Source organism: Leptospira vanthielii serovar Holland str. Waz Holland = ATCC 700522, assembly GCF_000332455.1.
In the GTDB taxonomy this organism is placed as follows: Bacteria; Spirochaetota; Leptospiria; order Leptospirales; family Leptospiraceae; genus Leptospira_A; species Leptospira_A vanthielii.
On record NZ_AOGY02000063.1, the window covers coordinates 1 to 22,530 of the forward strand.

Genomic DNA, 22,530 nt, shown 5'->3' on the forward strand with positions numbered 1-22,530 from the left:
TTCTGCAATCGGTTACGTAACACCTATGGATGTGTTTTATGGTCGCAAGGAAAAGATTTTAGCAGAAAGAAAAGAAAAACTACTTGAAGCAAAATTGAAGAGAAAAGAATACTCGGTAAAGGCTAATATAAGGCTTGTTGCTTAGCTTAATTTTGAATCTCAAAATTCTGTTTTTCACTGAACTAAGACAGTATTGAAGTATCCTGGTTAAAAGAATAAGATACTTCGATACAACACTCTCAATACCAACCGAGTCTCCTCCAACACAGAAAACCATCACAGATAAGAAGATCCTCCTTCCTTAAGATTCCTTTTGGAACTTTAAGGAGGCAGAATTCACACAATAACGTAAACCCGTTGGTTTGGGACCATCTGGAAACACATGACCGAGATGTGCTCCACAGTTTTGACAATGGATTTCAGTACGTTGCATTCCAAGTGTTCCGTCCGATTCAGTGGCAACAACTTCCTTACGAACCGGCTCATAATAACTCGGCCAACCACTACCAGAATCATACTTTGCATTGGAAGAAAATAATGCTTCGCCACAACAAACACAAAGATAAGTTCCCTTCTCTTTATGTCCATAGTATTCACCAGTAAACGGCCGTTCGGTGCCTTTTTCACGTGTCACTTGGTATTGTAAGGGAGTGAGTTTTTCTTTCCAATTTTCTTCATTCATCATAATCCAATCCTTATTAATTGAGACTTAGTTTCAATATCATATTTTATTTTTTTAGAGACTGACAATCTTGTGACAGTTGGAACCTTGTATTTGATAGAATAAAACTATGTGGTCAAACCTGATTCTATTACACTCAAATGATCCCATCAAAACTTTAGACGACGCTGGTCTAGAGGTTTGGCAAACATGCCAAAGAACTATTGCATTTGGGGATCGTCGTTTGTTTCCGATTACAGAAGAAGAACGATTTTACAAAGGTCACGAAGTTTTTCATGGTTTTGAAGCCTATCGCTTTCTGCTCGAAGTTGTTTCCGGTTTACGATCCAAATTATTTGGTGAATCAGAAATCCAAGCTCAGTTCAGAGATCGTTTTCGAGAAGAAAGGGTGACTGACTCCAACTTTGCACTCTCTCTCTTAAGATTACGGGACCAAATTTTAGAACACACAAAACAAATTCGCTCCAAATACCTAACTGGAATTGGAAGGCAAACTTACGGAAGTGTTGCTGATTCTTATTTACAAAAACATAAGTCGGTGACTCTACTCGGAACAGGAAAACTCGCCACTTCCATTCTTCCTTATCTTGTTTCGAAAAATAAAGAAATTCGGCTCATCGGACGAAACCAAACAAGAATGACTGAATTACAAAAAGAGTTTTCTATCACGACTCATCACTGGGAAGATTACAAACCGAGTACCGAAGCCATTGTCATTGCCTCTAGTTTTTTACCATTTAATTGGGAGTCAATGATTGAAAATTCATCATTGATTTTAGATTTTCGTGAAACTGGTTTTAGTGAATCCAGATATATAAATTATATTCCCTTATCTAAGATCCTAAACGATCTGCAAGAAACCGACGAACAAATCCAATCAGTGAAAATGGACTTACAAATCTTTCTTACGGAACTAACTCGAGAAAGGGAGGAAGAACAGATACACATAATGAATGGATGGGAAGATTTACTTGTCTGAACTTATCAAAGTCGGAGGAAGGTCCTCCCTACTCTCTCGTATTCAAATTTTTTCCGTAATCAAAGCACTCCAGGAAAAAAACAATACAAAAGAATTTTTACCAGTGTTTCGTGAATCTGCCGGTGACAAAGATTTAAAGACTCCACTTTGGCAATTTGCTGGCCAAGGAATTTTTACCAAAGATCTACAAGAAGACTTACTCAATAAAAAAATTGATATTGTCATCCATTCCTGGAAAGATATGGATCTAAGGGAACGAAACGAAACCATCCTTGTACCAATCTTACCCCGGGAAGATGTTCGGGACGTATTACTATTCAAACGAAATAAATGGATCTCTGCGCCAACAGACATTACAATTCTTACTTCTTCACCGAGAAGAGAACATCACATTCGTGATTTCATAAAATCTTATTTCCCTACTCCCATCAATTCATTTGAAGTTAAAATCGAATCGGTCCGAGGAAATATCCAAACTCGACTGCGGAAGTATTTAGATCATGAAAATGGTGGTATCTTAGTCGCAAAAGCTGCTTTAGATCGGATTCTTGGTTTTGATGACTTTGAAAACCAGATTCCAGAACTAAGGGAAGTGAAACAACTTATCAGAGAAACGATAAACCTTTCTTTGTTTATGGTAATGCCATCATCAATTTTTCCGAGTGCACCGGCACAAGGAGCTCTTTGTGCAGAGATTAGAAAAGAAGACAAACATCTAGAATCACTACTGAGAGAAATCACTGATGCAAATGCAGAACTAACTGCAAATGAAGAAAGAAAAATATTATCCAGGTATGGCGGTGGTTGCCATCAAAAAATTGGAGTTTCAGTTTTAACAAGAGGTTACGGAAAGATAACATTTGTTAGAGGGGAAACGGAAGATGGGAAAATTCTATTTTCCAAAGAATTATCAGACACTCCGAATCTAAAGTTTGATCGGAGCGAAGTTTGGCCACCAAACGCTAAGATGGCGGCAAGACAAAGAGAACGACTTACCTATTCCATTCCCAAAGATGTGGATGTATTTGTTTCCCGGGGTTATGCCTTTCCTTTAGATTTATCAGTAAATCCAACAAACCAAATCCTTTGGTCGGCTGGTCTCTCTACTTGGAAAGACTTAGCGCTAAGGGGATTTTGGGTGAATGGAACTTGTGATGGTTTGGGCGAAAGTGAACCTCCGATGATCGACCTGCTTTTGGGGCGAAAAACAAATTTCATCAAACTCACCCATGTAGACTCAGACAAAATTAATAGTATTTATCCAGTCATCCCAACTTACTTTGTATCAGCGCCAGAAATCCCAGTGCCCTTTGATACTTCCAAAATCAAAGTAGCGTATTGGAGAAGCGGTTCTGAGTTTGATATCGTCACCAAAAGATTTCCCGAATTGTTAAACGTAATTCACTTTGTTGGTCCTGGATCCACATTTAAAAAGATCAAACAGACGATAGGTGAAGAAGCAAGCACAAAACGAGTTTTTGTATCATTATCTTTTGATTCTTGGGTAGAAAGGTATATAAAACCATGAAAAAACAAACACTTCGACTTCGTTCCAACCAATATTTAAGAAACTTAGGAGAAACAGGATCGCTTAACGTAAACAAGATGATCCAACCTCTTTTCCTTGCGGAAGGCATCGATGAAAAGGAACCAATCAAAGGGTTACCTGGAGTTTTCCGTGATACAGATAAATCAATTTTCCAACAAATTGAATCTGACTTAAAAGCCGGTGTCTCTCAGTTTTTATTGTTTATGGTTCCGAAAGACAAATCAGATACAGGTTTTCCAAAAAACTTCTACCATACCAATATCAGTGCGATCAAAAAAGAATTCCCGGACATGTTTCTATGGCTTGATACATGCATTTGCTCAGTGACAACGACTGGCCACTGTTGCCACTTCCACAAATCAGGAACGATAGATCTGGAACTAACACTCAAACGATTGTCTGATCTTGCCCTCATTTACGCAGATGCCGGTGCGGACGGAATTGCGCCGAGTGATATGATGGATGGCCGTGTCGGATCGCACAGAAAAATTTTAGATGCTAACGAACATTCTATGGTGCCTATCATGAGTTATTCGACAAAATTCAAAAGTAACTTTTATGGACCTTTTCGTGGCGCCGCAGATTCTTCCCCACAATTTGGAGATAGAAGCGGATACCAACTGGATGTGCGAGATCGTGATACTGCCATTCACACTTCCATTCGTGATAAAGAAGAAGGTGCCGACTTACTTATGGTTAAACCAGGAATGACTGCCATTGATCTCATTGGTCCCATCAAAGAAAAAACAGGACTTCCTACTGGTGCTTACCAAGTGAGTGGTGAGTATGCAAGTCTTGTGTATTTAGCCAAAGAAGGTTTTTTGAATTTTGAGGAAGGATTAAAAGAAACCTGGGATGTCTTTCGGAGAGCTGGTTCGTCCTATTTAATTACTTATGGTGCAAGGATAGCACAAAGGTTGTATTCATGAATTCAGAAGAACTATTTCTTCGTTCCAAACAAGTGGTTCCTGGTGGGGTGCATAGCCCTGTTCGTTCCTTTGCATCGGTAGGTGGAACTCCCGTTTTCTTTAGTGAGGCGAACGGCGCCTACTTAAAGTCAGTCGAAGGAAAAGATTATATCGATTATTGTTTAAGTTTCGGACCTCTTCTCTTTGGTCATAGACATCCTGAAATCCAAGAAATAGTCGAAGATACTGTAAAAAAGGCCTGGTCCTTTGGAGCTTGTGAGCCCTATTCCTTAGAGCTTGCCGAGTTTATCACAAGCCGCATTCCTTGGGCCGAAAAAATCCGATTTGTCAACTCAGGAACAGAAGCAGTAATGAGTGCTCTTCGTGTGGCAAGAGGAGCGACTGGTAGAAGTAAAATTTTGAAATTTGATGGTTGTTACCATGGCCACTTGGACCAACTACTCGTTAAAGCAGGTTCTGGTCTTGCAGGTCTTAGCTCAAGTGATAGCAAAGGAATTGGTCCAGAAATCATACAAAATACCCTTGTACTACCGTTAGACGATGAAACGGCTTTAGAGGAATTATTTCAAACACAAGGAGAGGAAATTGCTTGCCTTGTCATCGAACCAGTTCCTGCAAATTACGGACTCCTCCCTCAAAGAATTGATTTTTTAAAAAAATGCAGAGAACTCACAACTAAATATGGCGTATTACTCTTATTTGACGAAGTGATTTCCGGGTTTAGAGTTTCCTTCCAAGGAATGGCAGGTCTTACAGGAATTGTTCCTGACTTAGTGTGTTACGGAAAAATCATCGGCGGTGGTTTTCCCGTTGGGGCCTATGCCGGCAAAAAAGACCTTATGGATTTAGTGGCACCCAGTGGCCCGGTTTACCAAGCAGGAACCCTATCCGCAAATCCTATAGGTATGCGGGCTGGCCTAAAAACTCTAACCAAAGCTTGGAACGAAAATCCTTATCCAAAATTGGAATCCCAAACAAAAAAACTCACCACAGGCATTTTAAAACTTCTAGCTGAATCCGGTGATTCCAATTGGGAAGCCGTTACTTACGGAAGTCTCTTTTGGCTCAAAGGGAAAACAAAGGATCCCATTCGAACCATCGCCAACATTCCCCATGATCACAAAACAAGGTTTGCTACATTCTTCCATAAACTTCTGAACCAGGGAGTGTATTTGGCACCTAGCGGATATGAGGTTGGATTTTTATCAACTGCACATAGCGACGAAATTATAGAAGCTACATTAGATAAAACCAAAAAGGCATTACAGGAAGTAAAATGATCACCACTCAATTTAGAAACGAAAGATTTGCCAACGCCTTAAATTTAGTTCCGCAAGACCTTCCTCCCATTTGGTTTATGCGCCAAGCGGGGCGTTACCACTCTCATTACCGTAAACTAAAAGAAACTTATAGTTTTATGGAGTTATGTAAACAACCAGAACTCGCAGCAGAAGTGGCTCTAGGACCTGTTCGAGAATTTGGTTTTGACGTGAGTATCTTGTTCTCCGACCTTCTATTTCCTCTAGAGGCTTTGGGTATGGGTTTGACCTATGATCCAGGTCCAAAACTTTCCTTTTCTCTTACTTCAGAAAAAGATTTGTTACGTTTGAAATCACCTGAGGAAGCTATCGAGGGACTCAAGTTTCAAAAAGAAGCCGTTTTACGAACGAGAGAGGTATTACCCAAAGACGTTTCCCTAATCGGATTTGTGGGTGGCCCCTTTACCCTAATGACTTATGCAAGTATTGGAAAACATGACGGAAACTTATCGTTTATCAAAACCAACCAAAACTTTGTAGATCAATTTTATTCACTACTTGTCCCTCTTCTAAAAGAGAATATCGAGTTACAATTGCAAGGTGGTGCTGAAGTGGTGATGATTTTTGACACTGCCGCTGGAATGTTAGACCCTTACAACTTCCAACGTTATGTGACAGGACCAATTAAAGAATTTGCCAAACTTTATCCAAAACAAATTGGTTATTACGCTAAAAATTCAACAGAAGAACAAGTCAGACAAATCCATGAGATTCCAAATTTAGCAGGATTTGGTGTGGATCATCGATTTTCGATTCAACAAACACTGAAAGACTTCGGTGGAAAAGGTTTTATCCAAGGAAATTTTGACCAAGAACTCTTATTTGCGGAAACATCCATTCTCAAAGAAAAAATAAGAGAATATCTTCTACCGATGAGAGATATGGATCCGGAAGGAAGAAAAGGATGGGTGGCTGGCCTTGGACACGGAGTTCTACAATTCACACCAGAAAGTTCTGTCCACTTACTCATTGACGAAACAAGAAAGGTATTTGGCAAATGAAACACCTACTTGAAAAATATGATACACCTGCACCTAGGTATACAAGTTACCCGACCGTTCCCTATTGGACTGATTCTCCTACGTTAGAAGAATGTATTCAATCTCTGGAAACACACCTAACACCGAAAGAATCCAAACTTGCACTGTATCTTCACATTCCCTTTTGTGAAACACTTTGTACTTTTTGTGGATGTAATACTTCCATCACAAAAAACCATACAGTGGAAGAACCTTATGTAGCGGCTCTTAAAAATGAATTACAATTATATACAGAGAAAGTAACGAGTCTCAGTGGAAAAAAATTAAGCGAACTTCATTTAGGTGGAGGAAGCCCGACTTACTTATCAGATTATCACCTCCAGTCGACTATTGAGTTCATTCTAAACAAACTAAATCCCGCAGAGGAACCGCAGTATTCCATTGAAGTGGACCCAAGAAGAACAAGAGTCTCTCAACTAAAACTTTTACAAAAACTAGGATTTCGAAGGATTAGTCTTGGGGTTCAAGATTTTGATCCCGAAGTACAAAGACTCGTCAACCGCATCCAACCATTTGAACTGACGGAAAACATTACCTTAGAAGCAAGGGCCTTGGGATTTGATTCCATCAATTTTGATCTGATTTATGGACTTCCCAAACAAACAGTGGACTCCATGAAATTTACAATCGAAAGAACATTAGAACTAAAACCAGATCGAATTGCCTTTTATTCCTATGCTCATGTACCATGGATCAAAGCATCCCAAAGATTATTCACTGAAAAAGATCTTCCTGAAGCGACCGTAAAACGAGACTTATACGAAATTGGTAGGTCTTTATTGGAAAAAGAAGGTTATAGAGAAATTGGAATGGATCATTTTGCCCTTCCCCATGACAAACTATGGAAAGCCTTTGATACAAATAAACTTCATAGAAATTTTATGGGTTATAGTGAATCCAAAACAGATGTTATGTTGGGACTTGGTTCTTCTTCCATTTCAGAAACTCCCGATCTTTTTTTCCAAAACCAAAAATTAGAAATGAAATACCGTAAGTCCATACTAGACGGAATCATTCCCATTCTCCGGGGACACAAACTCACAAAGTCAGATCAAATTCGTAAACAATTGATTTTAGATTTGATGACCTCTTGGAAAGTTCATGTTCCCTCTGACATGAAGTCCCATGTATTTAACTTCTTACAAGAAATGGAATCGGACAATCTGGTCCAGTGGCAAGGAGATACACTCACTGTATCTGAGCTTGGAAAACCTTTTTTAAGAATTGTAGCAATGGCTTTCGATGAAAAATTACAACTGAGCCAACCAACAAAACCTGTTTTTTCAAAAGCAATATGAAGGAAGAGGTTCATATCATCGGAGGAGGAATTACTGGATTATTTCTCGCCTACCACCATACAAAACGAGGAGACTCGGTAACCCTATATGAAGGGTCCGATCGATTAGGTGGATTGATTGGAACAAAAGTTGTAGAAGAAGGTTTAGTAGAACTTGCGGCCAACGGAGTTTTACTTACAGATGCAATGAAATCCATGTTAGATGATATTGGACTTACTCCACTTTATCCGAACAAGGCTTCCAGAAGACGGTATTTTTGGATCAAAAGAAAACTTTCGAGACTCCCCATTTCTATTTTTACTGGATTAAGATTACTCTACACTGTTGGTTTCAAAAAATTAAAATTTTATGAAGAACAAAACTTTGAAACTTGGGCAGGCCAAATGTTTGGAATCTCCGTCACAAAAAACATCATGGAACCAGCCATAGGTGGAGTGTATGGAACAAGACTCGACTCGCTCCAAGCAGAATCTATTTTTTCTAAATGGGATGGATCGGGAAAAAGTACGATCCTAAAGGAAGTTAAAAAGAACAAAGTAAAAACTTACGGAACTGTTTCCTTTCCTAAAGGAATGGAGGATTTAGTATCTCATCTGGTAACATATTTAAAACCAAAAATACAAATCAAAACCCAGTTCCCATTGGAAAGTTTGGACGACACCTTACAATGGAAAGGGAAAATCAGACTTTCTTTGTCCTTAAAAAATCTAATCCCACTCCTCGGGAACCGAATCGAAAGAGATGAATTTCCTAATTTACTTTCCATCACTACAATCACAAGGTTTGGAAAAAACCACCTAACAAAGAAACCATGTTTTGGAATTCTTTTTGGGAAAAACGAAGGAATCCATGCTCTTGGTGTTTTGTCCAATTCAGATATTTTTCCAGGCAGGACCAATGATGGTCTCCATTCTGAAACCTGGATTTATCCAAGTCTGGCAAAAACGGACGAAACAATTTCTTGGGAATCCATTCTCGAAAAAGATAGAAAACTAATTACAAAAAAAACAGATACTCCGAAGGCAGTGTATGTAACTTCCTGGACGGGGGCTTTTCCTGCTTACGATAGAAAGTTATTTTTATTCAATCAGAAACTTGATAATCTGGAATCGAAATGGATGGCCGAAGGCATTGACATTCGATTTTTGGGAAACTACCGCAAAGGAATAGGACTTCGGTCTCTATTTGAATCGACAAGCAGGGAGTGACTCACCACCCATTTCTTTACAAGTACAATGTTGGATGGCTGTATCTGCAATAAGCACTCTCTCCGCCAAATACACCAGAAACGGAAGGTAAGTTCCAAAGGCGGGAATCCGAGTAAAAGATTTGGCTCCCGATTCTAGGGCAAGATCCTTAAACTGCTCTCCTATTTCTTCTAAAGTTTCTAAATGATCACTCACAAAACTAATGGGGTAAACTGCGATTTGTTTTCTCTCATGGGCAAGCGACTCGATCATCTGTAAAGAACTTGGCTCTGTCCACTTTGCCGGTCCCACCTTACTCTGGTAAGATATATGTGTTTGTCCACGAAATCCAATCAAACGAAGTTGTTCCGTAATACCTTTTACAGAAGATTCAACTTCTTGCATATACCTATCACCCTTGTGAATGAGCCGCATCGGAACACCATGGGCTGAAAAAACCAAATCCAAATCCTTCCAATCTCCATCAAATTTTCCTTCGGGGAAATGCAAAAAATTTTCTGGCTTTAAAGATCCACCAAAGAATTCAGAAATAAACCTAGCAGTGATTTGGTGAAATTTGGGATCGGAGGCAAAACTAGGAACATATCCACCACTTCCCACAGGGCATTCTTTGAACTTTTTTCCTAAATGATTCAGTGTGGAAAGCACTGTAGATCTGGAATACTGAGGGTATAACGGTAGATAGATGGTATTTGGACCTGGTTTTTCAAATTCTGGATCTCTGATATGAGGAAAACCACAGGTCATCGCCACTTTCACTTTCCAATCGATATCTGTTTTTTGATTTAATATCTGTTCGAGTGTTTTGGCTTGTTTTTCTGTTTCCGAAACCAAAGGTGAACCACCACCAAATCCCATAGACTCATAGACTTTTTTTACCTTGGGAGTTCTTTTCTTTGCGATAAAACGGGCAAGAGGGAGACGTAAAAATTCAGGTAGAGGCAAATCAAAAACAAATGGGTCAGTAAACAAATCAGTTAAAAAAATTTCAATTTCCTCGGTGGTTCTTGGCCCACCTAAATTAACAAGGATGAGAGTTTTTTTTGGTTTATGGTTCATAGGTAATGTAGTCACAGTGCGGGTAACGGGAACAAAAATAAATGGTTTTTCCTTTTTTCCCTAGTTTGGTTTTTACAACACCCTCTTTACACACAGGACATATGTTTTGACCTTTTAGACTGGGAGGAGGCGAAACAAAAAATTCTTTTTTGTCTGAAGTATTCTTTTTAGCAGATGATTCTTTAGCGCCTTTCCCAATTTCTTTTATATGAGAGTCGTAGGTCTGGACCATTTTTTTTCTAGGACTTCTTAAAATGCGGATCAGTCCTTCATAAAAATTTTGGATGAGAGCAATGCGTGATTCTTTTTTATCTGTGACTTGGTCTAATTTTTCTTCCAAATCTTTTGTAAAAGCCTCACCAATCATATCGTGAAAGTTAAGAAAAAGATATTCATTCACTTTCATACCAAGGGCCGATGGACCAATAGACTTATGATATTCTACAATGTATTTCCGAGTTTTTAAAGTTTCGATAATACTTCCATAAGTAGAAGGCCTACCCACTCCCGTATCTTCCATTTTCTGGACAAGTTTTCCTTGTGTGTAACGAACGGGAGGTTCTGTTTGTTTTTCCTCTACAGAATAGGAATCATAATTAAAATGATCTCCCAATTTCCAATCCAATCGTTTCTGAGGTTTTTTCTTTTCTGCTTTGGTGAAAGCTTTAAACCCAAGATCTGTAATGAATTCATTCTTATAAATAAATATATGTTTATTTTTCTGAAATTCATATACAGCTTCTTCACCTAACTCTGGCTTCATTAAAGAAATTAAAAAACGCTCCCAAATGAGCTGATAGAGTTTTCTCTCATCAGATGATAAATAAGAGGCGATTGAATCGGGACTAAAATTGGGATTTGCGGGAATGACAGCTTCGTGGGCATCTTGAGAATATTTTTTTTGTTTTTTGGGAGTGAAACTACCCGCAGAAACTAAACCAGGAAAATGTTGATTTAAATATTTTTCACCTAACTCCCGTTTTGAATCGGAAACACGGGTGCTATCGGTTCGCATATAGGTGATAAGCCCTACCCTTTCACCAGAACCAATCCGTTTGCCTTCAAATAACATTTGCGCCAATTTCATTGTTTTTTTGGAATCAAAACCTAAAACACGAAAACTCGTTTCTTGCAAACTAGCAGTCGAAAACGCTTGCGGCGGATTTCTTTTGATATTTTTCTTTTTGATTTGAGATAAGGTTATTTCTTTTAACCTGGTTGGTTCTGGTAGGATTTCTATTTCAGAAAGCAGATTTTGTATAGATTTAGAATCTAACCTATCTTTAGTTTGGTGGTCCAAAACAACGTGTTCTGTTGATACAGATCCCTTCAATTTTAATTGGTAATATATTTCTTTTGAGAAATTTTGAATTTCGATTTCCCTTTCACAAATCCAATGTAAAACGGTGGATTGAACTCGGCCCGCAGATAAAGAAGAAATTTTTAAATGTTTCCAGAGATCCGGCGATACTTCGAAACCAAAAATACGATCTACTACTCTTCTTGCAATTTGTGATTCAATTTCTGCTAAATCTAGTCCAGACTTTAGTTGGATCTGGCGGTTCACTTCCTCTTTCGAAATTTCCTTCAAACGAAGTCGAAAGATTGGTTTTTTTAATTTTACTAATTCATCATAACAATGTTTGGCGATGATTTCCCCTTCGCGATCAGGGTCACTAGCAATGTAAATGATGGAGGAACCTTTGGCCTTGGTTTTGATTGCGGAAAAAACTGTTTTTTTTCCTTTTAGCCATTCATATTCAGGTTCAAATTGATTCTTTAAATCCACCCCATAAGATTTGGGAGGAAGGTCTTTGATATGACCTTTGGTCGCAACAACAACCCAGTCCTTATCTAAATAGGATGCGATTGTTGTTGCTTTTGTCGGTGATTCGACTATTAGGAGTTTGGTGATCTTAAAATCCTATTAAACGAAAAGACCTTCCACAGATAGGTATCTTTCTCCTGTGTCATAACAGAAAGTAAGAACCTTGGAACCTGCTGGAATTTCTTTTAGTTTTTTGGAAACTGCAGCAAGACTTGCACCAGAAGAAGTTCCAATAAAGATTCCTTCTTTTTTAGCGGCAAGTACGGCCATAGTGAAGGCTTCGTCTTTACCTACAGTGATGATACCATCTAAAAGTTCTGTTTTACAGTTTTTAGGAATAAAACCAGCGCCAATTCCTTGGAGTGGGTGTGGACCAGGTTTACCACCGCTAAGAACTGGTGAACCTTCTGGTTCTACCGCAAATACTTTGAGTTTAGGAAATCTTTTTTTTAGGTTTTCTGCACATCCTGTGATGTGACCACCAGTACCTACACCCGTGATGATATAATCCAATCCTTCTGGAAAATCTTTTGCGATTTCTTCTGCCGTTTTTTCTCTATGGACGGCAATGTTCGCTTCGTTTTCGAATTGTTGAGGCATCCATGCATTCGGATTGGCAGCAACAATTTCTTGTGCTTTAGCAATGGCACCTGGCATTCCTTTTTCTCGAGGAGTGAGTTCAAACTTTGCACCATAAGCTGCCATGATTCTTCTTCTTTCTACAGACATATGTTCTGGCATAACAAGAGTGATGGCATACCCTTTAACAGCTGCTACCATAGCAAGACCAATACCCGTGTTACCAGATGTAGGTTCGACGATAAAAGAATCTTTTTTTAATTTTCCTGACTTCTCTGCTTCTTCAATCATCGCAAGAGCAATCCGATCCTTAATGGATCCACCAGGATTTTGTCTTTCGAGTTTCATATAAACTTCATGGTCTGTTCCAAAAAGTCGTGACAGTCTAACGTGAGGTGTATTTCCGATGGCTTCTAGAATGCTATTTATTTTCATAATTTCTCCACTCTGTCACATTTTAGGAGAAAAAGCGGATTTGTCCACAATGAAAATCAAGAATTCTTAAGGTGTATGAAAAGAAATGATAGATTGGTAATCGGATTTCATTTGTTTTAAGACTTTAGGATCGTTTTCAGACTGAATCACCTTTTCTAAGTAAGGTGCCGAAATTCGAAAGTTCAATCTACTGAGGGCATCCGACGCCTTGGCCCGGACTTGCGGGTCTTTATCTGTCAGTGATTCTAATACAGCCTTGTAATTTTGGTTTGGCAATCGTTCGAGTCCCACCACAGCCGACAGAATCGAAATTTTTGCATAAGGAACTGTCTCTTTACTGAGTGCCTCAGACAAATTACTGAGAACCTGTCCTTTTCCAGAAAAGTAAAGTGCATCGGCAGCAGAACTTCTGATATAAAAATTGGGGCTCATTAATGCCGATTTGATGGTGGACTCCGATTCAGATGTTAGGGGTAAGGAACCCAAAGTCCGCAAAATTTCCCCGCAAGTTAGAGTGATGGGGATTTCTCCTTCTTCATAAAAGTAAGGACTAGATACAGAAGTGCTATCAGCAACACCATCTTTCCAAGTGCGCGATTTCGGTGGATTGTATTCTGGGATATTGGCAGATTCTTTTTGGTAAGTTTTGATTAAATAGGGAACGGCCAACTTGTCTCCCTTTTTAGCTAAGGCCTGCGCTGCATAAAACTTAACGGCTGGGGCATTTCCAGGACTCGTTGGAAAATGGGAAGATCCTTCCATAGCAGAAATGATATCACGGATTCCTTGACTTGATTTAACGAAAGTAAGCTGGTCGATCGCATCCCGAATTTCAGATATATTAGATGAGGATAATCTAGTGCGTTGGATCTCGAAAAATCGCTCATTCATTTCAGCAAAAAGGACTGCCGGTACAAAGAAAACAAAGGAAATACAAATAAACTTTGGAATCGTGATAAAACGCATCTAATAGCGGACGAAAATTCTGATCGTTTTCTTTTAATTTTCCTTCAATTTTTCTGCGACTTCCTTTAATTTTTCGGAAAGATCACCCAGAGTGGCTTTATCTTCTTCCAAAATGGATTGGCTGAACTTTTCTAAATCCCTTTGGATTTGTTCTTTTTTCTCGCTGGCTCTCGAAGCCATTTTGCGAAGCAGGTCTTCACGGTAATGGCTAAAATCCGCTTCCTTCAATTCTCCGAGCTCTACCATGGAAGTTACAATTTTTTCCAATCGTTCTGAGGTCAGGTAGTTGGCACCGATGCCTCCAAGAATCAAACGTTCAAAAAGTCCTGATACATCCCTTCCCGTTTCTCGGATCAGTGAGGTTAACATAAAGTTTGAAAAATCTTCGTTTCTTTGTCCCAAACTGACTTTGAGAAAGGTTTGTCCCAAAATTTTTGGAGTGATGTCTTCTCCGGTCATATTGTCTTGGACTTTGATTTCTTCTCCTCCGATGATCATCTTAGCCACATCTTCTAGTGTGATGGTGGAACTAGTTTCTGGATCATAGAGTCTGCGGTTTGCGTATCGCTTGAGGAGCTTCATCGGAGATGCTTTTTAAAATGACTTTCAAGCCTAGGGGGTCAACTAAAATACAATCGTAATGGACTCTCTATTCGGTGCTGTTTTGACACAACTTCCCGACCTTGAAAAAAACCTGATTGTAACATGGTTACAAGTGCAAGGATTCGTCATAAAAGAATGTACGCAGAAAACTTGGAAAGACCATCCCGATTCCATTCGTCTTTTTTCCAAACCAACACCAGAGATCATAAAAGAGTTATTAGATTGGAGCATTGAACCAATCTTATGCGGTAATTTTACAAACGAAGAAAAAGAAATTTATAAAAACATCGGTGTTTCACTACTTTGGGAAAAACCATACTCAGAAATCCATACATTTCCATGTAAAACCTTACCTATGTCAAAATTGACTTGGGTTATTTACACAAAAGACCAATCCCTAGACAAACACCTGTCAGTATTTTTAAAATCAATGGGCCAAACTGTATTTACTGAAGGGAGTCTGGAGTTCCTTTCCAAACGAATCCAAACAGGACCCTGTCATTTTCTTATTTTAGATTGGGATGTAATCAATCCAAGGACCGTAATTCCTGAACTCTCCAAACTAAAAAGGGAAAAACAGTTTTTATCCATTGGAATCAAAGACTTTATGAAAGAACATCTTTATAGGGATTTGAAAACAGGGATTGGAACCATCTCAGAAGTACTGGTTTCTAAATCTGATTTTTGGGATGTGTTACTCCACTCTTTCCCTCTTAGAGAGGAATCGAAAGAACTCAGTGACTGGAAGGAAATTTCACGTTCTGTTTCCAAACTCAGTTTTACATTCCAAGAAAAACAAATTCCTATCGCAATGCAGCTAACAGAAACAACGATTTTAAAGAAAACTCCGGCATTCCCACAAATTCAAAATCTTTTAGATCTTTATAATTGGTTTTTATGATCACTCTAAACTCACTCAAAGAGTAACATGTCATCACTAGAAAGTTCCCCTGCCCCACGGTTAGGAAAAGCCTGTTCAAAAAAAAGTGCGGCAAGTAAATCGAAATCTTCATCCTCGGTTCTATTTTCTAATTCCCAAAGTTCATTTCTGCGTTTGATAAGAAGTGATACAGTCGCATCTTCCAAGGCAAATTCAATCTTCAAACGATTCAAAGTACGAATGAAAAAATTTAGATTATAAATTACATAATCTCTAAAGTAAGTAAGCCCTGCAATGGTGGGTTCATATTTAAGGAGAGCCTCTGTCAAATAACATGCAGTTTTTAAATCTTCAGTGGCTCCTGTTTCCTTAAAGGCTCTAAAGATATGATGGACTGTTTCATGCATTGATATTGTGGAATGATAGGAATCTTCAATGAGTCTGATGGCTTCTGGATGGGATTCCATATAGGCAAATACATCGACAATTTCCCGATTGGCCGCTGCACGTTTTCTTTCTGCGTCACAAGGATCGTTTGTGATTGTTGGATCTACGAGTAGGATAAAAAGATATTTGGTTTCGAAAGCAAACCGGGATTCTTTGGGAATATAGTATTCAATCCAGATAGGTTCTTTGTAGTAATCAATGGATTCTTGGAAACTGAGTTCCGGTGTGACTTTGAGGGATTTTAGTTTTTTTACGTCATCAGTGATGACTTTTTTTCCTTCAACCCGAGTTTTACTGCGTTTGATTTGTCGGAGTTCCGACTTATTCAAAAGCGGTTTGGGTTTGAAGGAAGAATCCATGTTATATCATCGACAGTTTAGAAAAAGCGCAAAAGAAAAGAACGTAACCAAAATCCAATGGGGCTTAAGATTCCTGTATCGGAAAACACAACCTTACCTTCTTCATTCAAAAAAACCGTTGTGGGGTAAGCGGTGATCCGCCATTCCTTCAAAATTCGGTAATCGGCAGAATATATGGGATGTTTCGCATCAGGGGTGAGTTTTGTCAGAACCTCTTTTGTTTCCTCTGAATCTTCTGCTTCTAGAACAGAGAGGAAGATAGTGGATTTTGGCAATAATCTTAAGTTTGCCTCTAGAATGGGAGCATAGGCTTTGCAGACCGTACACCAGGTGGCCCAAAAATACACTACCTTGGGATGGCCCTTCCAGGAATTTGCTTCCGTGGGTGTTGTGGCCAGGATTTCAATAGGTACTCCTGGACGTGTGTCCCTTCCCTTAAAGTAGGCAAAACAAAGGGTGGTCGAAAAAAAGAAAACAAAGGCGGAGACCACCTTCCATCCGTACGGTAACTGCTTCCAAATTTTCATAGTCTTTATTGTAAGACTGGTGGTTGGCCGGATATGTTCCCAAACATCAAAAATAAGATGAGGAGTAACCAGATAAAACCTGAAGTAAGGACACTTACATCCGTGAGGATGGCTTTTGTGGGGTTATGACCCATATTCTTGATATAAATGATGTAAAGAGAGCGAAAGATGGCATAAACAACAATCGGAACTGTATACACCATATAAGGAGTTCCCAAACTTTTTGCAGTCTCTGGACTCACAGTATACATCACGTAACTAACAAGAGTTAGAGTAGCCACTACCCCCATCATCAAATCTAAAAATTCAATAGAATACTCTTCTAAAATTTTTCTATGTTTTCCTGCATCGGTTTTTAAGATATTGATCTCACCTCTGCGTTTGGAAAATCCCCAAAAGAGTGCCAACATAAACGTACAAAGTAATAACCAATGAGAAAACTCTACTCCAATGACAACGGCACCCGCAATGGCACGTAATACAAATCCAATAGAAATACTCATGACATCCAAAATTACAATGTGTTTCAAAACCTTGCTATACAACATATTAAAAAGCAAATAAAAGATGGTAAGGTAAAAGAAAACCGGGGACAGTTTGTACGCACCAATCAGGGCCACAGGCAAAATTACACCGGTGATTGCCAAAGCAATTCCCGAATCCAGTTCTCCACTCGCAAGAGGTCTATGTTTTTTCTCTGGATGTTTTGCGTCTTCTTTTTGATCCAAAAAATCATTAAACACATATTGGCAACTAGCAACGAGAGAAAAACAAAGGAAAGCCAAACAAACTTTTGTTAATGAAGGAAGTTCAAAGATTTTTTTAGAAAAAATCAATCCGGCAAACAGGATAACATTTTTCACCCACTGAGGAACTCGCATTAACTTAAGATATAGTTTGATCATTTTTTCTTCACTTTATGAGCTTCAATGAATTTCATTTTTAATTTGATAGTTTTTGCATCTTTGAGTGTTGGAAATACAAAATGGATTTGAGGATCAGATCCCGTTGTAATCATTTCCACTAGTTCGCCTGGTGTTTGTTTACCGGCAGTTTTGATATCTATAATTTTCAAAAAATCTTGATAGTCTTCGGGCAATAAACTTGGACTCACTACTATCTTTTTAGTGTAAATTTCTTTTCCCTTGGAATCAAAAATTGAAAGTTGATCCAATACAAAACGAATTCCTCTTTGTTCTAGTGGATCAATGCGAAGACCACCAAACGTTGACATGGGTTTAGTTAGTTCCCATTCATATTCGACCCAATCCCCAATGTCTTTTTTCAAAACAGGTTTTGTCACCATTAGAGTTTCTGAGGTTTCAGGTTTTTCTCTACTGATGAATGTATAGAGTTTGATGGACTGGTCTTTCATCACCGGGAATTTGTATTGGAAATAAGCGATGCCTGCGATAATGGTTAAAACGATTGTGCTAACCAATCCAATTCGAAATTTTTGCAAAAATCGAAAATGGTCTAAATTGGTTACATAACGTGTTCTAAATTCTTTTTTTGATTCCAACGATAAAAACTCAAAAGTTTCTATGGCTGAAGACAAAAGGTCATCTATTTCCTTCCAGTTGAGCTCGGGAAGTTTCTCCAAAGACTCTAAAAATCGAAACAGTTTTATTTTTTTATTTGCTTCGGGAATCACAAAAGTTTGGAGATTTCCACCAAAAGGAATCTCTTTTTGGTTGGTTCTTAACAATTGAAAGTTAACCAAATCATAAACCAAATAACGAAATAGAAGTTTTGTATCTTCCAATTTGTCGTTAGACAAAAGAATCTCTAGGGATTCTAATCGGGATTCCAATGAGGACAAAATGTTCTTTTGAGTCTCTTTTTGTTTCTCAAATGTTAGCTCCTCTGCAGTGAGAACTGGGGACTTCCAAAACGAAAAAAATAGATCTCGAATATGTAATTTCACAAATACCAAGTCTGAACCTTCCTCAAAATACTAAAACTGATTTTTATGTCCATTCTAACCAACCTGGATTTTCACACCATCATCAACAGTTCCCATTTTTGGAACTCCTGAGTGGCCTGTGGCAGCAATCAGAACCGTAAAAATTCCCACCCGGCCCACATACATGACAGCGGCATAGAGTAACTTCTCAATATCTCCCAACTGGGAAGTGAGATTCAAACTAAAACCCACTGTCGAAAACGATGAGATGAGTTCGAAAAAGATGACATGCAAAGAATGTTGATTTTGGTCCAGAATCCCAAGAAAAATAAATACAAAAGCTAAGGCAATGGTTGCAAGAAAGTAAACGCGAATGGCAACCGCGACCGAATTTTTGGATACAATCTCCCCAAACAACATAACTGGTTTTGAGGGTTGGATTACATTTTTCAAATAAGCAAGTAACAAAACAAAGGTGGTGATTTTGATACCACCGGCAGTTCCCTGTGGACCACCACCGATAAACATAAGGACTGTAATAATGATGACAGTGGCATCATTTAAATGACCAAGATCCATTGTAGAAAACCCAGCAGTGCGAGAACAGACAGACATAAAAAAAGCATTCGAGATTTTATCAACAAAAGCCATTCCGTGGAAGGTATGTGGATTGGACCTTTCCAAAAAATAAATTCCAAGAAAACCAAACAAAAGTAAGGCGGAAGAGCCATAAACAAGAAGTTTAGACTGAATCCTTGTGGTTTCTCCCCGTAAATGTTTATTATAGTCTTCAATGCGATTTTCTAAAAATGCAGAAAACTGTGCAGGAAGTAACAAAAACCTAGGAACATTGCCAGTTTTCAGTGCCTTCTCCATCATCAGAGTCTCTGCCATCACTTCAATGCGGTAGACAATCCGAACAAAAACCGTGAGTAAAAACTTCTCCAAAAGAATGATCACTGGAAATCCAATCCCTCCAAAAATCACAAGGCCAGAAACAATGTATAAAGAAAAGGGATCCAAACGTAACGCACTCAAATCGTCTGTGATCGAAAAACCAGCGTTATTAAACGAAGAAATTGCTGTGAATAGTGAAAAGAACCAACGTGTGTTCCCCCCTTCCACACCATCCGGCATGTGGAGGTAAAGTCCTATGGCACCTAAGATTTCAATGGAAAAAGAAATATTAATAATGGAGAGTAACATCCGATTCACTTCATTTGTAGCAAGTGACTCGGTTTCCGCCTGGGTATCAATGGCCGCCCCAACAAAGGCATTAAAACGTGCATTTCTAGAAATTCCCTGAGTGATGAGAAATCCGACAATTACAGTAAAACTAATGGTCCCAAGACCGCCTAGTTGGATGAGAAAGAGCATTATCCACTGTGTTCCAGGATTGAGTCCAGAGATGGGAACAGGAGAGAGGCCTGTCACACAGATGGAAGAGGCAGAAAGATAAAAACTATCCACATAGGAAAGTTCCCCTTCTTCAGAAATATAGAGGGCAATCGATCCGATAAGGATGGCAGCAAAGAATCCCAGACATACAAGTCGGGCAAAAGACAATGTTCGAAAAAATCGATTGAAGCGCGCTAGTGGCATATTCCCCTAATCTCTACTTTCTCCAGGATTTTCCCTTTGACCAAAAATCCCAAGTACTTTACAAACGCAGTCCATTTCAGATTTTGGTAGAATCAATTCAACTTTAACCATTATTTTGAGGAAAATATGACCTCTGCGACAGAAACAAAACGCGACCCTAAATTGGACAGAATCCGTAACATCGGAATCTCTGCACACATTGACTCTGGAAAGACAACTCTTACCGAACGTATTTTATTTTATACGAACAAAATCCATGCCATTCACGAAGTACGTGGTAAAGATGGTGTGGGTGCTACTATGGACAGTATGGATCTCGAAAGAGAAAGAGGGATCACAATCCAATCAGCGGCAACTTATGCCACTTGGAAAGATATCTCCATCAACATCATTGATACTCCGGGCCACGTAGACTTCACTATCGAAGTAGAACGTTCCCTTCGTGTTCTTGACTCTGCGATTATGGTTCTTTGTGGGGTCGCGGGTGTACAGTCCCAGTCCATCACTGTTGACCGCCAGATGAAACGTTACAATGTTCCACGTGTTGCCTTTATCAATAAATTAGACCGTACAGGTGCTAACCCTTGGAGAGTGATCGATCAACTTCGTGAAAAACTTTTCCTAAATGCACATGCAGTACAACTTCCTATCGGTTTGGAAAATGATCTGAAAGGGATTGTGGACCTTGTTGAAATGAAAGCTTATTACTTCGAAGGTCCCAATGGTCAAGACATCAAAATCACTGATATTCCTGATGAGTTAAAAGACCAAGCGAACGAAAAACGCGAAGCTCTTCTTGATGCAGTATCACTTTTCAGTGATGAACTCACCGAAGAGTTGTTAGAAGGAACACCTTCTGAAGCACGAGTCAAAGAAGCAATTCGACGTGGTGTTCTTGCTCTAAAATTTGTTCCTGTATTTATGGGTTCTGCCTTCAAAAACAAAGGAGTTCAAAGACTTCTTGATGGAGTTGCGGATTACCTTGCATCTCCTTATGATGTTGATAACAAAGCAAAAGAAATCGGAAACGAAGAAAACGAATTCAGTTTAGAATCAGATCCAGAAAAACCATTAGTTTGTCTCGCATTCAAACTAGAAGACGGTCGTTACGGCCAGTTAACTTATGTTCGTGTTTACCAAGGTAGACTCGAAAAAGGTATGACTATCTACAACTCTTCTAACAATAAACGCCATAACATTGGACGTCTCGTTCGTATGCACTCAAACGATATGGAAGATATTGCGAAAGCAGAAGCAGGAGATATCGTAGCACTATTCGGTATTGATTGTGCTTCCGGAGATACTTTCACTGATGGAAAAGCAAAAGTGACTATGGAGTCCATGTTTGTTCCAAACCCGGTGATCTCTCTTACTATTGAATGTAAAGAATCAAAACAACTTCCAAACCTTGCCAAAGCTCTCAACCGTTTCACGAAAGAAGATCCAACCTTCCAAACAGAAATTGATAAAGAGTCTGGTCAAACCATCATCAAAGGAATGGGAGAACTTCACTTAGAAGTATACATCGAACGTATGAAGCGGGAATACGGTGTGGATCTAGTTACTGGTGCGCCACAAGTAGCGTATCGTGAAACCATCACTAAGTCCGCTGAATTTGATTATACCCACAAAAAACAAACGGGTGGTCAAGGTCAGTTCTCTCGAGTGGCTGGTTTTATCGAACCAATCCCACAAGAAGAAGGAAAAAATTACGAATTCGTAGATAAAATCGTAGGTGGATCCATTCCTCGCGAATACATCGGATCTTGTGATAAAGGTTTCCGTTCTTGTTTAGAAAGAGGATCACTGATTGGATTTCCTATCATTGGAGTTCGTTGTGTCATCAATGATGGTGCTTACCATGATGTGGATTCATCTGATATGGCCTTCCAAATTGGTGCTCGTTATGGTTTCCGCCAAGGATTCAGTAAAGCAGCTCCTATCATTCTCGAACCAATCATGAGAGTAGAAGTAGAAGGTCCTACTGAATTCCAAGGAGCCATCCTTGCATCAGTGAACCAAAGACGTGGTATGATCTTAAACACTACCGAAGAAAACGGTTATGCGAAGATCGAAGCCGAAGTTCCTCTTGCGGATATGTTCGGATACTCCACAGTGCTTCGCTCCTCTACGCAAGGAAAAGCAGAGTTTGCTATGGAATTTTCCAAGTATGCCCCTGTTCCTAGAAACGTAGCGGACGAACTTATGAAAAAATACAAGGTCCACAAAACCGAAGAAGAATAAACCCTTCTTCTTCAGTCCATCGACTTTGGAAAAGGCGGGTTCTCCCGCCTTTTTTATTGCCCTCTTATAGCCAGGTGTCGATACTTTTACC

The 22,530-nt window shown here is 39.1% G+C and carries 20 protein-coding genes; 9 read left to right on the top strand and 11 right to left on the bottom strand.

Annotated features, from left to right (window positions below):
- Positions 1–301: 301 nt before the first annotated feature.
- Positions 302–685 carry a peptide-methionine (R)-S-oxide reductase MsrB gene (gene msrB / locus LEP1GSC199_RS14570; protein ID WP_002986795.1) on the bottom strand — a complete coding sequence of 128 codons (384 nt, stop codon included), beginning with the start codon at positions 683–685 and terminating at the stop codon, positions 302–304.
- Positions 686–791: 106 nt separating this feature from the next.
- Here msrB and LEP1GSC199_RS14575 point away from each other — a divergent pair, with 106 nt between their 5' ends.
- From LEP1GSC199_RS14575 to LEP1GSC199_RS14605, 7 genes are read left to right on the top strand one after another with little or no spacing between them, the layout of a single operon-like run.
- Complete coding sequence (locus LEP1GSC199_RS14575; protein ID WP_002986740.1) at positions 792–1,661, top strand: NAD(P)-binding domain-containing protein; 870 nt, start codon at positions 792–794, stop codon at positions 1,659–1,661.
- Entirely contained in the window at positions 1,654–3,189 is a 1,536-nt protein-coding gene (hemC, locus tag LEP1GSC199_RS14580; protein WP_002986754.1) for a hydroxymethylbilane synthase, read from the top strand. The genes LEP1GSC199_RS14575 and hemC overlap by 8 nt, the downstream gene beginning before the upstream one ends.
- Positions 3,186–4,139, top strand: a complete 954-nt coding sequence (gene hemB / locus LEP1GSC199_RS14585) for a porphobilinogen synthase (protein WP_002986775.1) — start codon at positions 3,186–3,188, stop codon at positions 4,137–4,139. The genes hemC and hemB overlap by 4 nt, the downstream gene beginning before the upstream one ends.
- Complete coding sequence (gene hemL / locus LEP1GSC199_RS14590) at positions 4,136–5,419, top strand: glutamate-1-semialdehyde 2,1-aminomutase (RefSeq protein WP_002986762.1); 1,284 nt, start codon at positions 4,136–4,138, stop codon at positions 5,417–5,419. Before hemB ends, hemL begins: the two co-directional genes overlap by 4 nt.
- Complete coding sequence (locus tag LEP1GSC199_RS14595) at positions 5,416–6,459, top strand: uroporphyrinogen decarboxylase family protein (protein ID WP_002986706.1); 1,044 nt, start codon at positions 5,416–5,418, stop codon at positions 6,457–6,459. Before hemL ends, LEP1GSC199_RS14595 begins: the two co-directional genes overlap by 4 nt.
- Entirely contained in the window at positions 6,456–7,796 is a 1,341-nt protein-coding gene (hemN, locus tag LEP1GSC199_RS14600) for an oxygen-independent coproporphyrinogen III oxidase (RefSeq protein WP_002986749.1), read from the top strand. The genes LEP1GSC199_RS14595 and hemN overlap by 4 nt, the downstream gene beginning before the upstream one ends.
- Entirely contained in the window at positions 7,793–9,004 is a 1,212-nt protein-coding gene (locus LEP1GSC199_RS14605; protein WP_002986784.1) for a protoporphyrinogen/coproporphyrinogen oxidase, read from the top strand. Before hemN ends, LEP1GSC199_RS14605 begins: the two co-directional genes overlap by 4 nt.
- Here the strand turns inward: LEP1GSC199_RS14605 and hemH are convergent.
- From hemH to LEP1GSC199_RS14630, 5 genes are all read right to left on the bottom strand, one after another.
- Positions 8,978–10,063 (bottom strand): ferrochelatase, encoded by a 1,086-nt coding sequence (gene hemH, locus LEP1GSC199_RS14610; RefSeq protein ID WP_002986794.1) that lies wholly within the window; start codon positions 10,061–10,063, stop codon positions 8,978–8,980. The two genes, LEP1GSC199_RS14605 and hemH, sit on opposite strands and share 27 nt — an antisense overlap.
- A complete protein-coding gene (gene topA / locus LEP1GSC199_RS14615; RefSeq protein ID WP_039926969.1) occupies positions 10,053–11,933 on the bottom strand; it encodes a type I DNA topoisomerase in 1,881 nt (626 codons plus the stop codon). The genes hemH and topA overlap by 11 nt, the downstream gene beginning before the upstream one ends.
- Before the next feature lie 57 nt (positions 11,934–11,990).
- Positions 11,991–12,905 carry a cysteine synthase A gene (gene cysK, locus LEP1GSC199_RS14620; protein WP_002972008.1) on the bottom strand — a complete coding sequence of 305 codons (915 nt, stop codon included), beginning with the start codon at positions 12,903–12,905 and terminating at the stop codon, positions 11,991–11,993.
- Between the two features lie 66 nt (positions 12,906–12,971).
- Positions 12,972–13,871, bottom strand: a complete 900-nt coding sequence (locus LEP1GSC199_RS14625) for a HEAT repeat domain-containing protein (protein ID WP_002986783.1) — start codon at positions 13,869–13,871, stop codon at positions 12,972–12,974.
- Positions 13,872–13,904: 33 nt separating this feature from the next.
- The gene (locus LEP1GSC199_RS14630) at positions 13,905–14,453 is read right to left on the bottom strand and encodes a polyhydroxyalkanoate synthesis regulator DNA-binding domain-containing protein (protein WP_039926971.1); all 549 of its coding nucleotides are present in this window, start codon (positions 14,451–14,453) and stop codon (positions 13,905–13,907) included.
- 58 nt (positions 14,454–14,511) lie between these two features.
- Between LEP1GSC199_RS14630 and LEP1GSC199_RS14635 the strand changes: the two genes are divergently transcribed.
- Entirely contained in the window at positions 14,512–15,375 is an 864-nt protein-coding gene (locus tag LEP1GSC199_RS14635; protein ID WP_002986742.1) for a hypothetical protein, read from the top strand.
- An 11-nt stretch (positions 15,376–15,386) separates the two neighbouring features.
- On the opposite strand, the gene LEP1GSC199_RS14640 is transcribed toward LEP1GSC199_RS14635, so the two are convergent.
- Genes LEP1GSC199_RS14640 through LEP1GSC199_RS14660 form a run of 5 tightly spaced genes read right to left on the bottom strand, consistent with a single transcriptional unit; the run spans position 15,387 to position 20,195 of the window.
- Positions 15,387–16,160 carry a hypothetical protein gene (locus tag LEP1GSC199_RS14640; protein WP_002986785.1) on the bottom strand — a complete coding sequence of 258 codons (774 nt, stop codon included), beginning with the start codon at positions 16,158–16,160 and terminating at the stop codon, positions 15,387–15,389.
- A 17-nt stretch (positions 16,161–16,177) separates the two neighbouring features.
- Complete coding sequence (locus tag LEP1GSC199_RS14645) at positions 16,178–16,687, bottom strand: TlpA family protein disulfide reductase (protein WP_002986728.1); 510 nt, start codon at positions 16,685–16,687, stop codon at positions 16,178–16,180.
- 5 nt (positions 16,688–16,692) lie between these two features.
- On the bottom strand, positions 16,693–17,592 hold the full coding sequence (locus LEP1GSC199_RS14650; protein WP_002986789.1) for a decaprenyl-phosphate phosphoribosyltransferase: 900 nt from the start codon (positions 17,590–17,592) through the stop codon (positions 16,693–16,695).
- On the bottom strand, positions 17,589–18,623 hold the full coding sequence (locus LEP1GSC199_RS14655) for a hypothetical protein (protein ID WP_002986727.1): 1,035 nt from the start codon (positions 18,621–18,623) through the stop codon (positions 17,589–17,591). The genes LEP1GSC199_RS14650 and LEP1GSC199_RS14655 overlap by 4 nt, the downstream gene beginning before the upstream one ends.
- 45 nt (positions 18,624–18,668) lie before the next feature.
- Positions 18,669–20,195 carry a TrkH family potassium uptake protein gene (locus LEP1GSC199_RS14660; protein WP_039926974.1) on the bottom strand — a complete coding sequence of 509 codons (1,527 nt, stop codon included), beginning with the start codon at positions 20,193–20,195 and terminating at the stop codon, positions 18,669–18,671.
- A gap of 126 nt (positions 20,196–20,321) precedes the next feature.
- On the opposite strand from LEP1GSC199_RS14660, the gene fusA reads away from it, so the two are divergent.
- A complete protein-coding gene (gene fusA / locus LEP1GSC199_RS14665; RefSeq protein ID WP_002986771.1) occupies positions 20,322–22,439 on the top strand; it encodes an elongation factor G in 2,118 nt (705 codons plus the stop codon).
- Positions 22,440–22,530 lie beyond the last annotated feature (91 nt).